Annotated in this window: 10 protein-coding genes, 1 tRNA gene and 2 pseudogenes; 10 read left to right on the top strand and 3 right to left on the bottom strand. The window is 59.6% G+C overall.

The window, feature by feature from the left end:
• Positions 1 to 65: 65 nt before the first annotated feature.
• Positions 66 to 294: pseudogene (locus tag NKI70_RS33955) on the bottom strand (adenylate/guanylate cyclase domain-containing protein); the annotation flags it as partial.
• A gap of 203 nt (positions 295 to 497) precedes the next feature.
• Here NKI70_RS33955 and NKI70_RS06900 point away from each other — a divergent pair.
• Entirely contained in the window at positions 498 to 3,797 is a 3,300-nt protein-coding gene (locus tag NKI70_RS06900) for an adenylate/guanylate cyclase domain-containing protein (protein ID WP_352697033.1), read from the top strand.
• Between the two features lie 19 nt (positions 3,798 to 3,816).
• Positions 3,817 to 4,497 (top strand): redoxin domain-containing protein, encoded by a 681-nt coding sequence (locus NKI70_RS06895; RefSeq protein WP_023675975.1) that lies wholly within the window; start codon positions 3,817 to 3,819, stop codon positions 4,495 to 4,497.
• An 85-nt stretch (positions 4,498 to 4,582) separates the two neighbouring features.
• On the opposite strand, the gene NKI70_RS06890 is transcribed toward NKI70_RS06895, so the two are convergent.
• The gene (locus tag NKI70_RS06890; protein ID WP_352697031.1) at positions 4,583 to 7,555 is read right to left on the bottom strand and encodes a trifunctional glycosyltransferase/class I SAM-dependent methyltransferase/polysaccharide deacetylase; all 2,973 of its coding nucleotides are present in this window, start codon (positions 7,553 to 7,555) and stop codon (positions 4,583 to 4,585) included.
• Positions 7,556 to 7,716: 161 nt separating this feature from the next.
• Here NKI70_RS06890 and NKI70_RS06885 point away from each other — a divergent pair.
• The 6 genes and pseudogenes from NKI70_RS06885 to NKI70_RS06860 form a co-directional block, all read left to right on the top strand.
• A pseudogene (locus NKI70_RS06885) lies at positions 7,717 to 7,862 on the top strand (IS110 family transposase); the annotation flags it as partial.
• A gap of 612 nt (positions 7,863 to 8,474) precedes the next feature.
• Positions 8,475 to 9,140: a DUF3450 domain-containing protein gene (locus NKI70_RS06880; protein ID WP_031211579.1), complete on the top strand. Its 666-nt coding sequence runs from the start codon at positions 8,475 to 8,477 to the stop codon at positions 9,138 to 9,140.
• Between the two features lie 94 nt (positions 9,141 to 9,234).
• A complete protein-coding gene (locus NKI70_RS06875; protein ID WP_352724398.1) occupies positions 9,235 to 11,805 on the top strand; it encodes an OmpA family protein in 2,571 nt (856 codons plus the stop codon).
• Positions 11,806 to 11,820: 15 nt separating this feature from the next.
• Complete coding sequence (locus NKI70_RS06870) at positions 11,821 to 12,312, top strand: Rab family GTPase (protein WP_254818889.1); 492 nt, start codon at positions 11,821 to 11,823, stop codon at positions 12,310 to 12,312.
• Positions 12,313 to 12,315: 3 nt separating this feature from the next.
• Entirely contained in the window at positions 12,316 to 13,386 is a 1,071-nt protein-coding gene (locus NKI70_RS06865; RefSeq protein ID WP_352697027.1) for an adenylate/guanylate cyclase domain-containing protein, read from the top strand.
• 440 nt (positions 13,387 to 13,826) lie between these two features.
• A complete protein-coding gene (locus NKI70_RS06860) occupies positions 13,827 to 16,052 on the top strand; it encodes a mechanosensitive ion channel family protein (RefSeq protein WP_023675982.1) in 2,226 nt (741 codons plus the stop codon).
• Positions 16,053 to 16,184: 132 nt separating this feature from the next.
• Here NKI70_RS06860 and NKI70_RS06855 read toward each other — a convergent pair.
• Positions 16,185 to 16,259 (bottom strand) — tRNA-Gly (locus NKI70_RS06855).
• A gap of 230 nt (positions 16,260 to 16,489) precedes the next feature.
• Here NKI70_RS06855 and NKI70_RS06850 point away from each other — a divergent pair.
• Positions 16,490 to 16,987 carry a prolyl-tRNA synthetase associated domain-containing protein gene (locus NKI70_RS06850; protein WP_023675983.1) on the top strand — a complete coding sequence of 166 codons (498 nt, stop codon included), beginning with the start codon at positions 16,490 to 16,492 and terminating at the stop codon, positions 16,985 to 16,987.
• 85 nt (positions 16,988 to 17,072) lie between these two features.
• Positions 17,073 to 18,065 carry a thioredoxin gene (trxA, locus tag NKI70_RS06845; RefSeq protein WP_023675984.1) on the top strand — a complete coding sequence of 331 codons (993 nt, stop codon included), beginning with the start codon at positions 17,073 to 17,075 and terminating at the stop codon, positions 18,063 to 18,065.
• Positions 18,066 to 18,131: the final 66 nt, after the last annotated feature.

Raw genomic sequence — 18,131 nt, 5'->3', positions numbered from 1 at the left:
ATCGGGGAGCCTCTGGCGTCTGATCCGGCCGCATAGGCCTCACCTGTCATTGCACCGCACCGCCCCTTGCGGAGCCCATCCACCACGTGTTCGAAATCGACCGGTTCTTGTAGGGCAAGACTTTGCGACGGTATTCCAACGAATAGTCGGGATTGACGCGAAGCGCCTCCTGCCATGCCGCGCTGGCTTCGGCGAAACGGCCCAGATGGCCGTAGCTGCGGGCCGGAAGCGCGCGAGACGTCGGTGACAGCGTTGCGAGTCAGCCCGTTGCATCAAGAGGTCAACGGCCTCCTCATCTTCATGATAGCAGGAAGACGGAGGGTAAGAGGGAACTTTCGCAGACGACGGCCACGCAGGGCAGCGCTCTGCCACCGGACCCACACGGATCGCTCGCTGCCGCTTGCCCGTCGACGACTATCGGTGCATCCTTGTGAATAGTCTGGCCGTGAAGTGCGGGCGAGATCACGCCGTCACGGCCACTAGTGAGGTCTTGTTCGATGGACTGCTCGGGCTGCGGTTTCGAGATTGAGGGCGGTTACGCCTTCTGTCCGAGGTGTGGCAGGCGCCAGCCCGTGCCATGCGCCAGTTGCGGCTACACCTGCGCACCTGATTTCGAGTTCTGTCCGAAATGTGGGGCAAGCGTCGGTGCGCCCGCAAGAGCCGTCGAACGGCCTGCTCCGGCACCAAGCCGGACCATTGTGCCGCCTTCTCGAACTCCGTCGCTGCTTCCGAACATCGAAAGCGAAGAAGGGCTGCATCCCGTCTCTGACGCCGATCGCCGGACGGTAACGGTCCTGTTCGCCGACCTTTGCGGCTTTACGACACTCAGCGAGCAGCTCGACCCCGAGGTCATGCAAGCGCTGCAGAACAAACTGTTCAAGGAATTGACGGCGGCCGTGCGAAACTTTGGTGGTTTCGTCGACAAATTCATCGGCGATGCACTGCTCGCTTTGTTCGGTGCGCCGGTCGCGCATGAGGACGATCCGGAACGTGCGCTTCGCGCCGCTCTCGACATGATCGCCCGGACGGCGCGGCTCGGCGAAAGCACCCCCCACTCCGGCTCGCCTCTGTTACTCCACATCGGCATAAACACTGGTCCGGTCGTTACTGGCGGATTGGGCATCGGCACCGCCAGATCCTATTCCGTGACCGGCGACACAGTGAATACGGCGCAACGCCTGCAATCGCTGGCCGCACCGGGTGAGGTGCTGGTAGGCGAGCTCACTCACAGGCTGACCCGGCATGCCTTCTCTTACGAGTCGCTGGGTGATGTCGTGTTTCGCGGCAAGGCTGGCAGCGTGCTCGTTCATCGACTGGACGCACCGCTAGCGGTGCCGCGTGCAGCGCGCGGGCTCGAGGCGCTCGGCCTCAGTGCGCCGCTAATAGGTCGTGGTGCGGAGCTCAATAGAATGATGGCGAGCCTTGACCAGGCGTGTGGCGGCTCGGCCCAACTTGTCCGCCTCGTCGGAGAAGCCGGCATCGGGAAATCGCGGCTGGTGAGTGAGTTCGTCGCCCGCGTCGGCGACGAGGAGCGTTTTCGCAACGTCGCCGTGCGGCAGGCCACGTGCTCACCGCTGGGTGAACAATCTTTTGGCGCCTTGGGCGCAGTGGTGCGCAGCGCTGCCGGGATGATGCAAAACGACAATGGGGACGAAATGCGGGGGAAGCTCGCAGGCTTGCTTGCCGATCTCGGCCTGCAGGGCGAGGAGGCGAAGCGGCTGATGCCTTTGCTCTACCATGTGCTTGGCCTTGGCGACCCCGATGCCACCTTGCAGCATGTCGAGCCCGAGCAGCTGCGGCGGCAAATTCTCTACGCAGTCCGCACAATCATCGAACGGCGGCTTGCGTTGTCGCCGCTATTGATTGTCGTCGAAGACCTACACTGGGCCGACGCCGTGTCGCTCGAGGCACTACGTTTCGTGATGGACAGGTTGGAACGCACGCGGTTGATGTTGCTGGTCACGCATCGTCCGGCGCCGGACAACGACCAGCTCGACTCAAGTCGGGTCAGTCACACAGCGCTCAGGCTTCCGCCACTCAACAATGATGACGGACGCAGCCTGCTGGCAGCGCTTTTCGGCGAGAGCTGGGTAAGCTCCGCGGGAGGGCTTCTCGACCAGATCCTCGAGCGCGCGGGCGGCAACCCCCTTTTTGTAGAGGAAATCGTTCGCGGGCTTATCGATCGCGGTGTACTGATGCGAGAGGGCCAGCGATGGCGGACTGTGGCAGGCGAAGTCGCAACCGGCATCCCCGCCACTATCCAGGCAATGTTGCTTGCCCGCGTCGACCGGCTGCCCCAAGAGGTGCGCCGGTTGGCCCAGGAGGCCGCGGTAATCGGCCCGCGCTTCGATGCCACACTTCTGAAAACCGTGACAGCCGACCCCGGCCGGCTCGAAGCCGGCTGCGAACTGCTTTGCGATGCGGAAATCATCGAGGAAGTTGCTGGATCAGGCTCGGTCTCGTCTCAAAGCTACCGCTTTACGCAAACATTGCTGCAGGACGTGATCTACCAGAATCTGCTCCTGCAACGCCGGACCGAAATCCACGGGCGGATCGGTGCTGCCTTGGAGCAACTGTGCGGCGACGAGCCGGAACGGCTCGAGGATTTGACCGTGCTCGGTCATCATTTTGCACAGAGCGCCGAGCGGGAGAAGGGCGCGCATTACCTGCAGGCGGCAGGCGATCGCGCTCGCATGATATATGCCAACGACGACGCCCTTCGTTTCTACGAGCGAGCACTGACTGCGTTGGGCGCGATCGGGCAAACACCGCTCAAACTGGCAATTGCAGAGCGCATTGCCGATTTGAGCGGCCCGGCAGGCCGCCGCGAGATCGCGCACCACCACTACGAGACGGTGTTGCAGGCATACCGCGAGTCGGCCAATCGCGTCGCCTCGGCGCGAGTTTTGCGTAAGATCGGTCGGCTACTCTGGGATGTCGGCAAGCGGGACAAGGCAGAACCCCGCTATGCTGAGGCGGCAGCGCTCCTCGATGGAGCGGATGCCCCGATCGAGCAGGCGCATCTGTGGCAAGAACGTGGCCGACAGGCGTTCCGTAGCGGAGATCACGCTCTCGCGGCAAAATGGGCAGACGCGGCGCTGGATTGCGTAGGCACACTGACAACGGAGCATGTCTCCGAGGTAAGGTGTGATGCCACTCTTGTGACCGCCGAGGCACTCAATACCAAGGCTGTCGCGCTGGCTCGCCTTGGGCGAAACCGTGAGGCCGTGCGTCAGGTTGAGCGTAGCATTGAATTGGCCGAAGCCGCCGGTCTGCTGGGCGCGGCCTGCCGCGGCTACACCAATCTCGGCGTGCTTTACACGACCATCGATCCCGCAAAGGCGATGGAGGTCTGTCGGCGCGGTCTTGAAGTGGCGCGCCGTATTGGTGATTTGGGTTTCCAGGCGCGCCTCCTCGCCAATCTGGCGGTCGCTTGTTGTACTTTCACGGATCGCTGTCCAACGGAGGGCGTGCCTGCTGCCGAGAAGGCCATCGAGATCGACCGGGCGCTCGACCAGCGCGAGCACCTGCCGGTGCCGTTGATCGTGCTTGGGCAGATCCATCAGTGCAACGGCCGTCCGGACCTGGCGGTTGGGTTGTTCCACGAAGCACTGGACGTAGCTCGCGAAACGGGCGAACCCCAACTGCTGTTTCCGTGTTATGATGGTCTTGCAACGCTTAATCTCGACCTCGACAATCTGGCCGAGGCCGAACGCTACTTTTCCCTGGCGCAGGGTATATGCGCCCAGCACGGGCTCGACCCGGAAGCGCTTGTGGTGCTGCCTTTTCTCGACTAGCCGGGGTTGGAGGTTGGAAATGTCCGCGCGTAGTGACTTGGTGCCGCTTCAACCGGGCGACCGTGCGCCAAACGTGGTACTCGACGCCATTACCCAGGAAGGCAAGATCGCGCTTGACGATTTTCGCGGCCAAAAACCGGTGCTGGTCGGCCTGTTTCGAGGTCTGCATTGCGCGTTTTGCCGGCGCCATATCGCCGCCCAGGCGCGGCTTGATCCGGAGCTGCGCGAAAAGGGCGTGGAGAGCCTGACGGTGGTCAACACGCCGATCGAACGGGCGCGTCTCTATTTCCGCTACCATCCGATGCCGAATCTGCTTGCGGCCTCCGATCCTGAACGCGCTTCACATCGTGCTTTTGGACTGCCCAATCTCGAATTCACCCAAAACGAGACGAACTGGCCATACAAGGTCTCGATGGCAGCGGCAAAGGATATGCGGGTCGACATACCAGGCGAGTTGCCCGGTCCTATGGATCCTCTTGCGGCCAGCGAAATCCTTAACAAGAGGGACCATTACGAGCTGACCGAAGCCGACGAGCAGATGCTAGCAACGGGACACGGACAATTGGTCGGTCAGTTCCTGCTGGACCGGCAGGGGATCGTCCGCTGGAGCTTCACGGAGGTTCCAGAGGGTGGGCGATACATGTTTGGGGCGCCAAGCCCGCAGGAGCTGATGTCAGCCGTATCCCAAGTCGCCCAATAGACTTGCGAACGAGGTAAGCGGGCGGGACACCGAATAAAAAGCGGAACCAATTTGTTACAAATCTAGATACTGACAAGTTCACCGTTCATGCGAGCACGGCCTCGACTTTGCCAACAAAGTCATCGAGCGAGTGATCTCCGCGAATCTCGATGCGCGGAAGGTCGATGGGATTGCAATCGAGGTCCGCCGGCCCGTGTCTGCCGCCGAAGCCGATTCGATAGCCGCACTCCTTGGCCAGCCTGCCAAGCCGTCGGTCGGTGACAGAGAAGGGTGCCGCGAACGCCGTGGTTGGCCGACCGGTCCATCGTTCGATGAACATACGAGAGCGCAGGAGCTCGGCGGCCAAGTCAGAGCTCGACAGACCATCGATCGCGCGATGCGTCGCCAGATGGCTTCCGAAGAACGCACCTTCGCCGGCGAGGCGTCGCACCGTCCCGGCGTCCATAAGCTGCGTCGGCGGGCCGCTGTAGGCGTCCCATTGTGCACTTTCACCCACCAGGTCCGTCACCAGGAACACTTCCGCGGTCAGATCGTTCGTGCGCAAGGCCGGCCAGGCATGGTCGGCAAAGTTCTGGAAGCCGTCATCGAACGTGATGAGCACTGGGCGGCCAACGAAAGGCTGACGGTTGACGATGAACCATTCCAGCTGCTCGGACCTAATCGCGTGAAAGCCATTGGCGCGCAGCCATGCCATTTGGCTGGCGAATGCGGCGGGCGCGAGCCGAAAACGGGCGAGCGCGGCCGGACCATCATCGGCGACGCTGTGATACATGAGGACGGGGATACGCTGCCGCCGCTCGCTACGTGCCACGTCGCGGCGCAAGGCCCGCGCCCCGCCCCAGACGATATTTCGCGCTACCCCGATTTCAACGGGTGCGCGGATTGGCATATGATCTACCATCGGTTCCGTCGCCACGTCGCCTGGTGACAGGCGGCGGAAGCGGTCTATGCGATAGAGCTCGGTCTGGATCGATTGCTCGAGGACGAGGCCGTCGGTCGCTGCCAGCGTCTCTGAGATCGCTTGTGCACCGAATGTGTTCCAGTCGAAGCCCGTCCTTCCAACATTGTCTCGTAGCACGAATGCGTGTGCGCTGATGAAACTGCCGCCAGGCGCCAACGCCTCAATGAGTTTTTTGGCGATGCGCCGCACATCGGCGAGATCATCCAGGTAGTAGAGCACTTCCGAACACACAATCAGATCCATTTCGCCCGGCAGCGTGTCCGCAGAGAAATCCAGTACGCCGAACTCAACATTCGGCTGATCGCTGCATCGCGCGCGCGCCCGTCCGACGGCTACGGCGGAGATGTCAGTTGCGGTCAAATGGCCCACGCGCGGCGCCAGCTGCCGCGTGAAGTGGCCCTCCGCGCAGGCCAGCTCAAGCGCCCGTCCGATGGGACCGGCAGGCAGAATTTCGAGCTGCCGCTCATATTTTTCCTGCTCATAGGGCGAACCGTAGTTCCAGGGATCCTCGGTCGCGAAATGGCGATTCCAAAAAGATGTGCGATCATTGTCGCGCCCATCCGCGGCCCGTGCACGGCGCGGCGCTGTAAAAGGCTCTTTAGTTTCGGCGCTCGACCGAACCAGCGCCTGCGCTTCCGCGGCCAATCCCGCGAGTTTGCCGAAATGGCTGTCCCGATCAGACCGGCGTCCCGCCATGGACAACAATGCCTCGGCTGCAAACATGTTTGACTTGTCGGCACCGGCGCCCTTTTGCGGTGCATCTACAGGCGATCGCCTCGCAAGTCGCGCGGCACTGTGCATAGGCCGCTCAGGGGGCACGAAATTCAGGATCAATTCAATCCAATGACGCCTTGTCACTCTCCCGAGTACGCCGAACTGCACGAGAGCCTCGATCTGGCCATCCATTATCAGATGGGCATAGATTTGATCGATTCCTTCCGGTACTTCGATCGAGGCCGGATTTCGCGCGTCGACACGAATTCCAAGTGTCCGCGCCAGCCTGCGCGGCGCGGCAAGATCGTCGACATCGAGCAGCATTTGCTCAAAGTGATACTGCACGCGGCGAGCCGCGTCGGGATTATTCCAGACCTTGCCGAGTTCGATGATCAACTCGGTGAGGGAGCCGCCGAACCTGTCCCACCTGGCAGCCAATTGCGCTGGCACCGACAGGCTTCCTACCATAAGGCCATCGACGGCCACCTTGGCGATCTCACGCGCCCACTTACGTCCTGCCGGGAGCGTGCGCAGGGACTGCGGGTTGATCGAGCGCGAGCCGCAGCCGCAATCCGATGCGGCGTTCCACAACGCGAACCACGCGAGTGCTTCTGAAGCGGTGTGGCCGTTCGCGTCGGTCGCTCCATTGGCGTGAGCCGATGCCGGGTGTTTGACCCTGGGATCGGCGGAAAAGCCGCGGGCGATCACGATTTCCGCATCTGCCAGCACCTGCGTCGAATTGCGGCTGAGCGAGTTGGGGCTGACCCGATAAAAAGCGAGCGGCTCGTCGACCATCACCCAATTTTTGCCTAGACGTGCGAGGCGCTGCCACAGATCCCAGTCCTCGCAGGTGCGCAGCGACACGTCGAAACCGCCCAACTCGACAATTATCTCCCGATCGACCAGCAGCGCGTGAGTGCGGACGGCACACCGGCGGGCGAATGTTTCGAAGGGCTGGATCGCAACCTCCATCGCGATGCTCGACGCCGTGAGTTCGCCATCGGGCATCACGCGTCGGGAACCGCAATAGGCAGCCACTGCATCGGGAGCGGATTTCAGTGCGGCCAGCATTTTGGCAAGGAAGCTGGCATCCACCCAATCGTCCGCATCCAGAAACATGAGCCAGTGGCCGCGCGCTGTCGACATCCCGATATTGCGCGCGCCGGCGGCGCTATACGCGCAAGAGCTCAACGTCCGAAACCGGGCATCGTGCTCCACATAACCGGCGATGATCGCGGGGGTGCGGTCCGTGGAGGCGTCGTCGACGATGATCGCCTCCCAATCCACTATTTCCTGATCGAGAAGGCAATCGAGTGCGCGCGCCAGCGTTACCTCCGCGTTGTGCGCAGGAACCACGATTGAAACCAAGGGATTATGCGCCACGCCGTGTAACCCGCGCGTTGGTTCGAAGGTAGAACAAGAGTCCCGAAACATAGCCGGCGATTTCCTGCCAAAGGAAACGGTCCTCAGGGACGCTGCGTCCAAACAGTCTCCTGCGACCTCTTCCGAGCCGCCGCGACGCCGCCATTTGGCTGCAGAGCGAGCTTGCTCCTGTCGTGCTACCGAAGTTGGAAGCCTGGCACAGCATTCGCATCCGTGCCGCCGAGCTTGGGCGCCAGCTGTCGCAGATGCACGTCAAAGCCAAGCATGCCGCATACTCATGTCGATCCCCGGAGTCGGCGCCATGACCACAGGCGGCGGTCCCGGGCACCGTATGAGTGCAATAGCTATGGCAACCTGACGTCTTTTGCAATTGGGGGCGCAACAAATGCCGCCCACTGAAGCTTTGGTGTGAATGACTGCAGTTATTGGGACCGTCGCCCCCCTCCTATCGACCGAAACGCCTCGATTCCGAGGTGCATTCTCGAACAGCCATTCTCCGTGCGAAAGAAGACCTTCCTTCTACCGTTGGGCCCGCATCGGAAGCTGATCGTCGCAGTATACAGTCGGGTGCGAGACGGTACGTGCACCGCCAGACCAGCTACTTTAGACACGTCTAATGAATCTGCGCTACTTAATTGCGCTCCAGTAGCTATAGCCTGACATTGTATTACTCATTTCGATAGTAGATTGCGTCCAATGATCGATTAGATTAGCCGGTTATGGCTGCTATCACAAAGAGATGCGAGAGCGACATCAATCGGAACTCGTGCATTTGCTGCTAGTCCAAGAGATGTAAAAGGGAGGCACGAATTGGCTTAAGCCAAGAAGATTCCGGCTTGCTAGCCGGGTATTTTGCTGGCATGCTTGCTGGTTTCTGAGTGGTGCACTGTGGCAATTGTTCAAAGAAGGGGGCATAAAGATGGCCAAGGAATCTTCGAATACCGCTTCTTCAGCAAATAAAGCGGACGCAAATCTGATAAGTAATGCAGACGGAAGCGGGCTGACCTTCATGGCGGGCCAGGCTCGCGAGAGCGGGGCCCCCGGCGACGCTGTAGGTGTCGACAAGATACGTGATCTGCTGTTCGGCAACCAGATGCAGGACTATGACCGCCGCTTTTCCAAGCTTGAAGAACGGGTCTTGCAGCGCTTCAAGGATGTCGAATCCGAGGCCAAGCGCAATCTTGAAATGTACGAGTCAAATGCAAAGAAGCAGGTCGACTCGCTTGCGGCGCAATTGCGGAACGAAAAAGACGCGCGAGCCGACGCCGACAAGGAGATTGACCGGAATCTTCGCGAGCAAAATCAGGCGCTCGAAAAGCAGGTGCGCGCGTTGTCGGATCAGTTGAGCGAGCTTGAGCGGGAAGTTGCGGACCGGATAAATCGAAATGATCATTTGCTGCGTGAGGAAATCAAGCAAAAGAATGAAAGCATTCAGATGCTGATGGAGAAGATGTTTTCCGATCTCGGCAATGTCAAGACCGACCGAAATCTTTTGGCTGGCCTGTTTGTCGAGGTTGCAAAATGTCTAAATCAGGATCCCGTCGGCAGCAAGAACAACTCGGAGCGTACCTGGAAAGTGAGTTGATCGGAACTTGACGTCGACTGTCGACCCAATCAGCCTCCCTCAAAGAGCAGCTTCGAACGATACAGAGATTGATCGCGAGGCTCTGGCTCGCCTTTTGATCGAAATTGCCCGGAACGTTGATCCGGACTATCGTGCGCGTCTCGACGGAATCCCAACCGCCGACCCTCGCATGGAAACGCTGCGCCAGTTGCTGGTCGGCCGCGAAATTTCGGAGCTTTCACGAGTTACGCACCTGCTCGACGAACCCGAGCAGCTTGCGGCTGCAGTGGGGAGCGTTCTCCCCAGTGCAGCCACACGTGCGCCTCATGCGCAACTCGGAGAGGCCCTTGCGCCAGCTGTCGAGAGGGCCGTGCAACGGTCCATCCAGAAGAGCCCGCGTACGCTGACGGATATATTGTACCCGGTGTTTCTGCCGGCTATTCGCAAGTCGATCGGCGAAAAGATCGACCAGACCTTTCAATCGCTGAATGAAACTTTAAGACATATATTTACCTGGCATGGACTCAAGTGGAGATTTGAAGCTTGGAGAACAGGTGCAAGTTTCTCAGAAGTTGTTCTTAAGCATTCTCTTGTCTATCGTGTGGAGCATGTGTTTCTCATCAATCGCAATTCCGGGCTTTTGATAGCGCATGTAACTGCCGATAATGCAACTAGCGAAGATCCTCAACTCATTTCGTCTATGCTTAGTGCAATTCAAGATTTTGTAAAAGACTCATTTAACGAGAAAGAACAGAGTGGCCTGGACACTATTCGTTTCGGAGAGCTTCGTCTCTGGTCGGAAGTTGGACCGTTTGCGACCTTGGTTGCGGTGATCCGGGGAAATCCGCCGGAGGAATTACATGAAATAATTCGCGATGTATTGCTTCGCATCCATGATGAATGCTCACAGGCTCTAGAGCAGTTTGACGGCGACAGTTCGCAGTTGGCCGGCGTAGAGACGCAGTTGCAGACCTGCGTTGAACTGAAGCAGGAGGAATCAAACCAGGGATTTCCGTGGCTGGTAGTCGCTGCAGTCCTGCTGGTTTTGATTCCGGCAGGCGGTTGGTTCTTTCTTTCCTGGCAATCCGGGCAGCGCTGGCAGGCCTATGTGTCGCGACTGGGGACCCAGACGGGCATCATCGTTGCCGAACAAAAGGTGCGCGATGGCCAATTCTATATTGCCGGCCTGAGAGACCCGCTTGCCGCCGACCCGCAGGCTCTGTTGGCCGGAACGCAGGTCGATCCTGCTCGCGTTCATTCGCAGTGGCAATTCTATCAGAGTCTTGATCCGGAGTTCGTGTTGAAGCGGCTAACGGCGTCGCTGGTTCCGCCGGATTCAGTACGACTTTCGATCGTCAATGATCGCATCGTTGCCGAGGGGGAGGCTCCCGACACCTGGATAGATCGGGCGCGCGCAGCGGCCCAACAACTTTCGGCAGGCGGACCGGAATTCGATATCTCCAAGGTTCGTGACGTGAGCCCCGAAGCACGCGCGGCGGAGCGCTGGCAGGCCTATGTGTCGCGACTGGAGGCCCAAGCGGGAATCATCGTCGCCCAACAAACGGTGAGGGGCGGACATTTCTATATTTCCGGCCTGAGAGACCCGCTTGCCGCCGACCCGCAGGCTCTGCTGTCCGGAACGGAGGTAGATCCCGCCCGCGTTCATTCGCAGTGGCAATTCTATCAGAGCCTTGATCCGAAGTTCGTCCTGAAGCGGCTGATGGTGTCGCTGGTTCCGCCGGATTCAGTACGACTTTCGATCGTCAATGATCGCATCGTTGCCGAGGGTGAGGCTCCCGACACCTGGATAGATCGCGCACGCGCAGCGGCCCGACAGCTTTCGGCAGGCGGACCGGAATTCGACATCTCCAAGGTTCGTGATGTGAGCCCCGAAGCACGCGCGGCGGAGCACTGGCAGACTTATGTGTCGCGACTGGAGGCCCAAGCGGGAATCATCATCGGCCAACAAACGGCGAGGGGCGGACATTTCTATATTTCCGGCCTGAGAGACCCGCAGGCCGCCGACCCGAAGGCTCTGCTGTCCGGAACAGGGGTCGATCCTGCTCGCGTTCATTCACAGTGGCAATTCTATCAAAGCCTTGATCCGAAGTTCGTGGTGAAGCGGCTGATGGCGTCGCTGACTCCGCCGGATTCAGTACGGCTTTCGATCATCAAGGATCGCATCGTTGCCCAGGGTGAGGCTCCTGCCGCCTGGATAGATCGGGCGCGGGTCGCCGCCCAACAGCTGTCCGCGGACGGACTCTCTCTAGAAATCTCCGAGCTGCGTGAGTTGACCCCTCCGCAACTCACGCATTTGAGGGAGGCTATTCAAGCGGTCGACATTTTGTTCGATTCTGGCAAGGCTGTACCGGGACCGGAGCAACTGCCGGTTCTCGACAAATTGGCGAATCAGTTGAAGGAATTGGCCAAGGACGCCCGCAAGGCAGGCGTAACAGCACAGTTCATGTTGACCGGCCATTCGGACGAGACGGGCCGTGAAACGGCCAAGTTGTCAATCAGCGCCGCGCGCGCGGAAACAGTTCGTGCGCTTCTCAAGAAGCGCGGCGTCGATCCGGAGTTGCTCTTGGTTCGCGGCGCGGGCACCTTTGAGCCAGCGGAGATTGAAAATAGCCGAACCGGGAACTCCGCCAACCGCAGAGTTTCGGTTACGGTAAACTTCCACTAGGCGGAGCCCAGGATATTGCAAAAGAAGATCTGCATGTTGGGCGGGTTCGCTGTCGGAAAGACGAGTCTGGTTCGCAGGTTTGTGCAAAGCATCTTTTCAGAAACCTACTTGACCACGGTGGGAGTGAAAATCGACAAGAAGAGTGTCGCATTCCCGGACAAAACCGTGGATCTGATTTTGTGGGATTTGGCCGGCGAAGACGATATCGGCTCATTCCGCGTCAGCTATGTGCGAGGTGCGAGTGGGCTCGTGCTTGTCGTCGATGGAACACGCGCTGCTACTCTTGCCGTGGCGCTCACGTTGCGCGAGCGGGCCGAGGCTGAATTCGGCGCTATGCCGTTTGTATTGCTGTTCAACAAATCCGATCTGGCCGATCGGTGGGCAATATCGGATAGTGAAATTGACGAACTGAGGCAACTTGGATGGCAAATCTATCTAACAAGTGCGCTTTCGGGTGAACATGTTGATGATGCGTTTCGTCAACTTGCTTCGATGGTCAGCAAATAAACCATGCATGTCTTGCCAAGAGAAGTTAGAAGCTGGATTTACGATTTCTTCTACAACGAGCGCTCGGTCGCATATCTGAAAATCGACGCCCAGCTTTGCATAGCTGCGAAGGGCGGTAACGTTAAACATTACGGACTCTCGTCAGTTCGCATAGGTAAGCCTGTTGCCGAGCAGCTTGAATTCATGGAAGGTTTGTTGCCCTGCCCGGAGCTTCCATATGATATGGCCATGGTCGAACTTCCCAGCGGGCGTGTCGCGGACCTCCATCTTTTTGCTGACAATGCCTGCGTGTGGCTGCTCTTTCTTGACGCCAATGCCGAACGCGACAATAGGCAGCGGCTTCAACAGAAGGCTTATGAAATGACGCTCCTGCAAGAGAGGGAGCGTCAACTCAACGAGAAATTACAATCGATGAACGAGGCGTTGAGGGCGAGCCAAGAGGGATTGTCGCGTGAATACCAGCGCGCCGAAGCCCTGCTCCTCAACATTCTTCCGGCGTCTATCGCGGAGCGGCTAAAAGCGCACGAAGAAATTGCAGACAACTACGCAGAGGTGAGTGTGCTTTTTGCCGACATCGTCGGTTTTACGGAAAGAGCGCGGAACGTCGGAGCCGTGACGACGCTCGCTATTTTAAATTACTTCTTCAAAGCGGCGGATCTGCTCTCGGAGCGATACGGCTGCGAAAAGATCAAGACAATCGGCGATTGTGTGATGGTGGTCGCTGGCCTGCCCGCCGCGCGATCCGATCATGCGGAAGCCCTTGCGCACTATGCGCTTGAACTGCGGAAGGCGGTTAAGCTCGAACGCTTCGCAGGAGAACCGATAAGACTCAGAATTGGAATTCACTCAGGACCAATCGTGGCGGGCGTCATAGGCAAAAGGCGGTTTGCCTATGACCTATGGGGCGACACCGTTAATCTCGCCGCACGTATCCAAACGTCCGCGGAGCCCGATGAAATCCGTATTTCGGATGCAACTCATCAACTGCTTGGACCAAATTTTGCTTGCGACCCGCTCGAGGAAACGGAATTGCGTGGTACAGGTCGTGTGCGAATGTGGCGGCTCCCGGCCTGATTTGCCGCATGGCAGTGCCGACCCGGAAGCGCATTGCATCTCAAGCAACATCATGGTTTCGAATGTCCGCAGCGGTGCGCGAAGCAGTTGACCACCGAGCGACCGCCAAAGGTCTGTCCTGGTCAACTCAGGAAATCAGTTCCTGAGATTTAACGTCGATGCCCAGTTCATAGAACTGGCCGGAGGCCTGGGCCGAGGTCGGAATGCCCTGCCCCCGCGGCTAAATAAACACCGCCAAGTACCCGGCGCAACGGTCTGGCTCGGAACGATGACGTCTTGCACCGCAACATCGGTTTCTTCAAGGTAGGGCAACAACGGACATAGATGTCGTTGCTCGCCAATCTGACCGGAAGGTTAACAGCACGATGCCACTCATGACTCGACGATTGGGAGCCAGGAACCTGGCGCGCCCGGCACGGCGTCTCGGAGACCTGACTGCGATGTTTGCCCTGATTGCCAGGCCGCTCGTCTTTGGGATCGCCCTTTTGTTGGCTGGTCAGGCGCAGGCGCAGGCGCCGGCGACCGTCCCGCCTGAAAGGGTCAAACAGTTGTTCGAGCTTCTCGACGATCCGTCAGTGAAGGCCTGGGTGGCCGAACAGCGAAATCAGGACGCCGGGTCAACGGGAGCGCCCGCCGAGAGAGGGGCTTCGCCGACCGACGCATCGTCCGGCGCCGTGGCCGCACCAGGCCAGATGAATACGATGGCATCCTCGACGCTCGATGGAATCAGGCATCATATCGAAAGAATCGTGCGAACTTTGCCCTTGCTGCCAGGCCAGTTCGCGCGCGTTCGGGCAGAGACGATGGAGGATATGTCCAGCAAGGGGCCTGCCGGCGTATTTGTGCTGATTGCAATGTTCATCGCTGCCGGCCTGGCACTCACTTGGGCAACGTTCAAGCTCACCCGTCCATTTCGTCTTTGGATTATCGCGCAACCGAAGGATACGCCCGTTGGGCGAGCCAAGAAGATTGGTGGCCGCCTGCTTTATTCCAGCATGCTGATAGTCTCTTTCGCACTGGGCAGCGCCGGCGCGTTCATGTTGTTCGACTGGCCGATGCTTATCCGCGAGATTGTACTGACATTTCTGATGGCGGCAGTCGTTACATGGGGTGTGCGCATGTACGTCATGGCGATGCTCGTCCCTTCCTTCATGAACGTCGAGAACGCCGTCGAGGTTCGTGCTTTGCCGATCACCAACGAAGCGGCTGACCATTGGTCCTATTGGCTACCCCGGATCGTCGGCGTCTTCGCCTTCTTCGGCGCCGCGTTTATCCTCTTGCCAGGTCTCGGCATCGATCAGGACGGAATGATGGTCCTGTCACTGGGCGCCGATTTCGTGCTGCTGTTGCTCCTGCTGCTCGCCATTTGGCGTCGGCCAAGAACGCAGCGAGACGGTGCGCGCCACATCGGTCACACGGAAGCGACATGGCTATTGACTGCTTATTTCGTCGTCCTGTTCCTGCAGCGTATCGCCGGCCTTTATACATACTTCTGGTTCACCTTCGCCGCATTCTTCCTGCCTTTGGCAATCGTGGTGACGCAGCGCGGGGTTAATTTCGTTCTGCGGCCAGGTTCGGAAGATGTCGGCCGGCCCACGATCCCGGCGGTGACGATCGCTGTCATCGATCGCGGAATCCGAATGATTTTCATCCTGGCGGCGGCTTACCTTCTCGCACGTGTCTGGGGTCTGGACATGCAATCCATGCGGGACAGCGATACGACGACGACGTTCATATTGCGCGGCTTGATCAATGTCGTGGTCATTGCCCTCGCCGCCGACTTCGGCTGGTCGATCATCAAAGCTTTGATCGAACGAAAGCTGGGCATCGAAACACCGCACCCTGTGATCAGCGACGAGGACGTCCCGATCCTCGATCCGCAGCAGGCGCGGCTGCACACGCTCTTGCCGATCCTCCAGAATATTCTGCTCGCATCGATCATCGTGATGGCGGTGCTTATGATGCTCGCCTCGCTGGGTATCCAGATCGGCCCATTGATCGCCGGCGCTGGCGTCGTCGGCGTCGCCGTGGGCTTTGGGGCACAAACCATTGTCAAGGACGTCATTTCAGGCGTGTTTTTTCTGCTCGATGATGCGTTCCGTGTTGGCGAATACATTTCATCGGGCAATTACAAGGGTACTGTGGAAAGCTTTTCGCTGCGCTCGGTGAAGCTGCGCCACCATCGTGGTCCGCTGTTCACGATACCTTTCGGTGAACTCGGGGCAGTCCAGAACCAGAGCCGTGACTGGGTTATCGACAAATTCAACATCACCGTTGGTTATGACACTGATATCGACTTCGCTCGCAAGCTGATCAAGCGGATCGGCCTCGAACTGGCGGAAGATCCCGAGTTCAAACACTGGGTGCTCGACCCGATCAAGATGCAGGGCGTACAGGAGTTCGGCGAATACGGCATCGTATTGAGGGTCAAGGCCACAACCAAGCCGGGAGGCGCCTTCGGTATGAAACGCAAATTCTATGTACGCCTCCGCCAGGTCTTCAAGGAGCAGGGAATCGAACTCCCATTTCCGACCGTCCAGGTCCAGGGGCTACAGAACCAACATGGGGCAGAGAATGCACCGTTGGAGATCACGCCCGAGTTGAAAATGGCCGTCGCGCAGTCGCACACTATTCGGCGCAGAAAAAAAGCTAGCACAACGGAATAGAAAAGCTGCGACACCTGCTGGTCACAGTGCGGCTTTCCGCGCATCGCCCATGGCAGGGACACTCTTTTCGCCACGTAAGCAAAAGGCGCCCCGAAAGGCGCCTCTTAATCGCTTGGTTCCCCTCAAGGAAACTGGAGCGGGTGAAGCGATTCGAACGCTCGACCCCAACCTTGGCAAGGTTGTGCTCTACCCCTGAGCTACACCCGCTCGCGCGGCTTTTGGGCCGCAAGCCGCGCCTATATGGCTGAAGAGCGCGGCGATTGCAACAGGGAATTCGCAGGCTTTTTGCTTCGTCGGCAATGCGAACAAGCCTCCTGCGAGACGTCGCAAGGCAATCGCCCCCGCGTTGCGCGACGGGCTTGTCTTGGCAGCATCATTGGCCGTAAACGGCGTTAGTCGAACAAGCAGTTGAAAGCGGGCCATCAGAAGAAAGACCGATGCCGAAGACCGAAGCCGAACTTTTCGCCTTTCTCGCCGGACTCGGGATCGAAGTATCGACGCGGCGGCATCCGCCGCTGTTCACGGTCGCCGATTCGCAGGCGCTGCGCGGCGAGATTGCCGGCGGCCATACCAAGAACCTGTTCCTCAAGGACAAGAAGGACAATTTCTTCCTGGTCAGCGTCGGCGAGGAGGCGGTGGTCGATCTCAAGCATATACACCATCTGATCGGCGCTGCCGGGCGCGTGTCCTTCGGCCGGCCGGAGATGCTGATGGAGCTTCTCGGCGTCGTCCCGGGCGCGGTCACGGTGTTCGGGCTGATCAACGACACCGAGCGAAGGATCAAGGTCGTGTTGGACGAGGTGCTGATGAGCCATGCGGTGGTCAATGCCCACCCGCTGACCAACGAAGCGACGACTTCCATCGCTGCCGCGGACCTGGTCAAATTCGTCGAGGCAACCGGACATGATGCTGTTATCTTGAAAGTCTCGGCATGATCGCCACATGGGTGACTGAAACCGGGTTCTAAAGAAGGATGTTGCGCCCGTCCCTTGGCCGGCGGCGCGACCGAAAGGCGACGAGATGAGTGATAGCAACCCCTTTGGCGGCCCATTTGGCAGCAATGGCGGCCGGTATGCCACCACCGTGCAATATGGCGGCACCGATGCCGCGCGTGAGAAGGTCGCGCTTGCGGAGGCGCCGGCCGACGTAATCAAGGACACAACGACCGCTGGATTTGCCGCCGACGTGATCCAGGAATCGCGTCACCAGCCGGTGCTGGTCGATTTCTGGGCGCCGTGGTGCGGCCCTTGCAAGCAATTGACGCCGCTGCTGGAGAAGGCGGTGAAAGCCGCCGGTGGCAAGGTCAAGCTGGTCAAGATGAATATCGACGACCATCCATCGATCGCCGGCCAGCTTGGCATCCAGTCGATACCGGCGGTCATTGCCTTCAAGGACGGCCAGCCGGTCGACGGCTTCATGGGCGCCATTCCCGAGAGCCAGATCACGCAATTCATCCAGAAGGTCGGCGGCAAGAACGGCGGTGCGCCGCAAGTTGCCGAGGCGCTGGCCGCGGCCGCCGAAGCGCGCGACACCGGGGACGTGCAGACGGCGGCCGACATTTACGATGCCATCCTGGAACAGGCGCCGGAGACGATCGAGGCGATCGCTGGCTTGGGCGACCTGCTGTTCGAGGCCGGCGATGCCGAAGGTGCCGAGGCGGTGCTGGCGCGGGCGCCGGAAGCAAAGAAGGATGCGCCCCAGCTCGCCGCGCTGCGGGCCAAGATGGCGCTCGCCGCGCAAGCAGCAGTGCTCGGCAATCCGGCGGAACTGGAACGGCGGCTGGCCGAAAATCCCGGGGATCACCAGGCACGGTTCGAGCTTGCCATGATCCAGAACGCCAAGGGTGATCGCATGGCGGCGGCCGACAATCTGCTGGCGATCATCAAGGCCGACCGCTCGTGGAACGACGACGGCGCCAGAACCCAGTTGCTGCAGCTCTTCGAGGCATGGGGCATGACCGACGAAGCAACGCTGTCGGCACGGCGCAAACTGTCGTCGCTGCTGTTTTCCTGAGCCGGCGCAGACTGTTTTGTCGCGCGGGCTTGCGGTGGGCCGCGGCTGCGCCAGATTAGGTTTTCG

Source organism: Mesorhizobium sp. M0500 (assembly GCF_040321165.1).
Taxonomy (GTDB): domain Bacteria; phylum Pseudomonadota; class Alphaproteobacteria; order Rhizobiales; family Rhizobiaceae; genus Mesorhizobium.
Note: the sequence above shows the minus strand (reverse complement) of the source record. Positions and strands in the feature narration are given on the sequence as shown.

What these genes read in the sequence shown, in the direction of transcription:
- NKI70_RS06900 (WP_352697033.1), top strand. Translation starts at nt 498, where the DNA reads ATGGACTGCTCGGGCTGCGGTTTCGAGATTGAGGGCGGTTACGCCTTC.
- NKI70_RS06895 (WP_023675975.1), top strand. Translation starts at nt 3,817, where the DNA reads ATGTCCGCGCGTAGTGACTTGGTGCCGCTTCAACCGGGCGACCGTGCG.
- NKI70_RS06880 (WP_031211579.1), top strand. Translation starts at nt 8,475, where the DNA reads ATGGCCAAGGAATCTTCGAATACCGCTTCTTCAGCAAATAAAGCGGAC.
- NKI70_RS06865 (WP_352697027.1), top strand. Translation starts at nt 12,316, where the DNA reads ATGCATGTCTTGCCAAGAGAAGTTAGAAGCTGGATTTACGATTTCTTC.
- NKI70_RS06860 (WP_023675982.1), top strand. Translation starts at nt 13,827, where the DNA reads ATGTTTGCCCTGATTGCCAGGCCGCTCGTCTTTGGGATCGCCCTTTTG.
- NKI70_RS06850 (WP_023675983.1), top strand. Translation starts at nt 16,490, where the DNA reads ATGCCGAAGACCGAAGCCGAACTTTTCGCCTTTCTCGCCGGACTCGGG.
- trxA (WP_023675984.1), top strand. Translation starts at nt 17,073, where the DNA reads ATGAGTGATAGCAACCCCTTTGGCGGCCCATTTGGCAGCAATGGCGGC.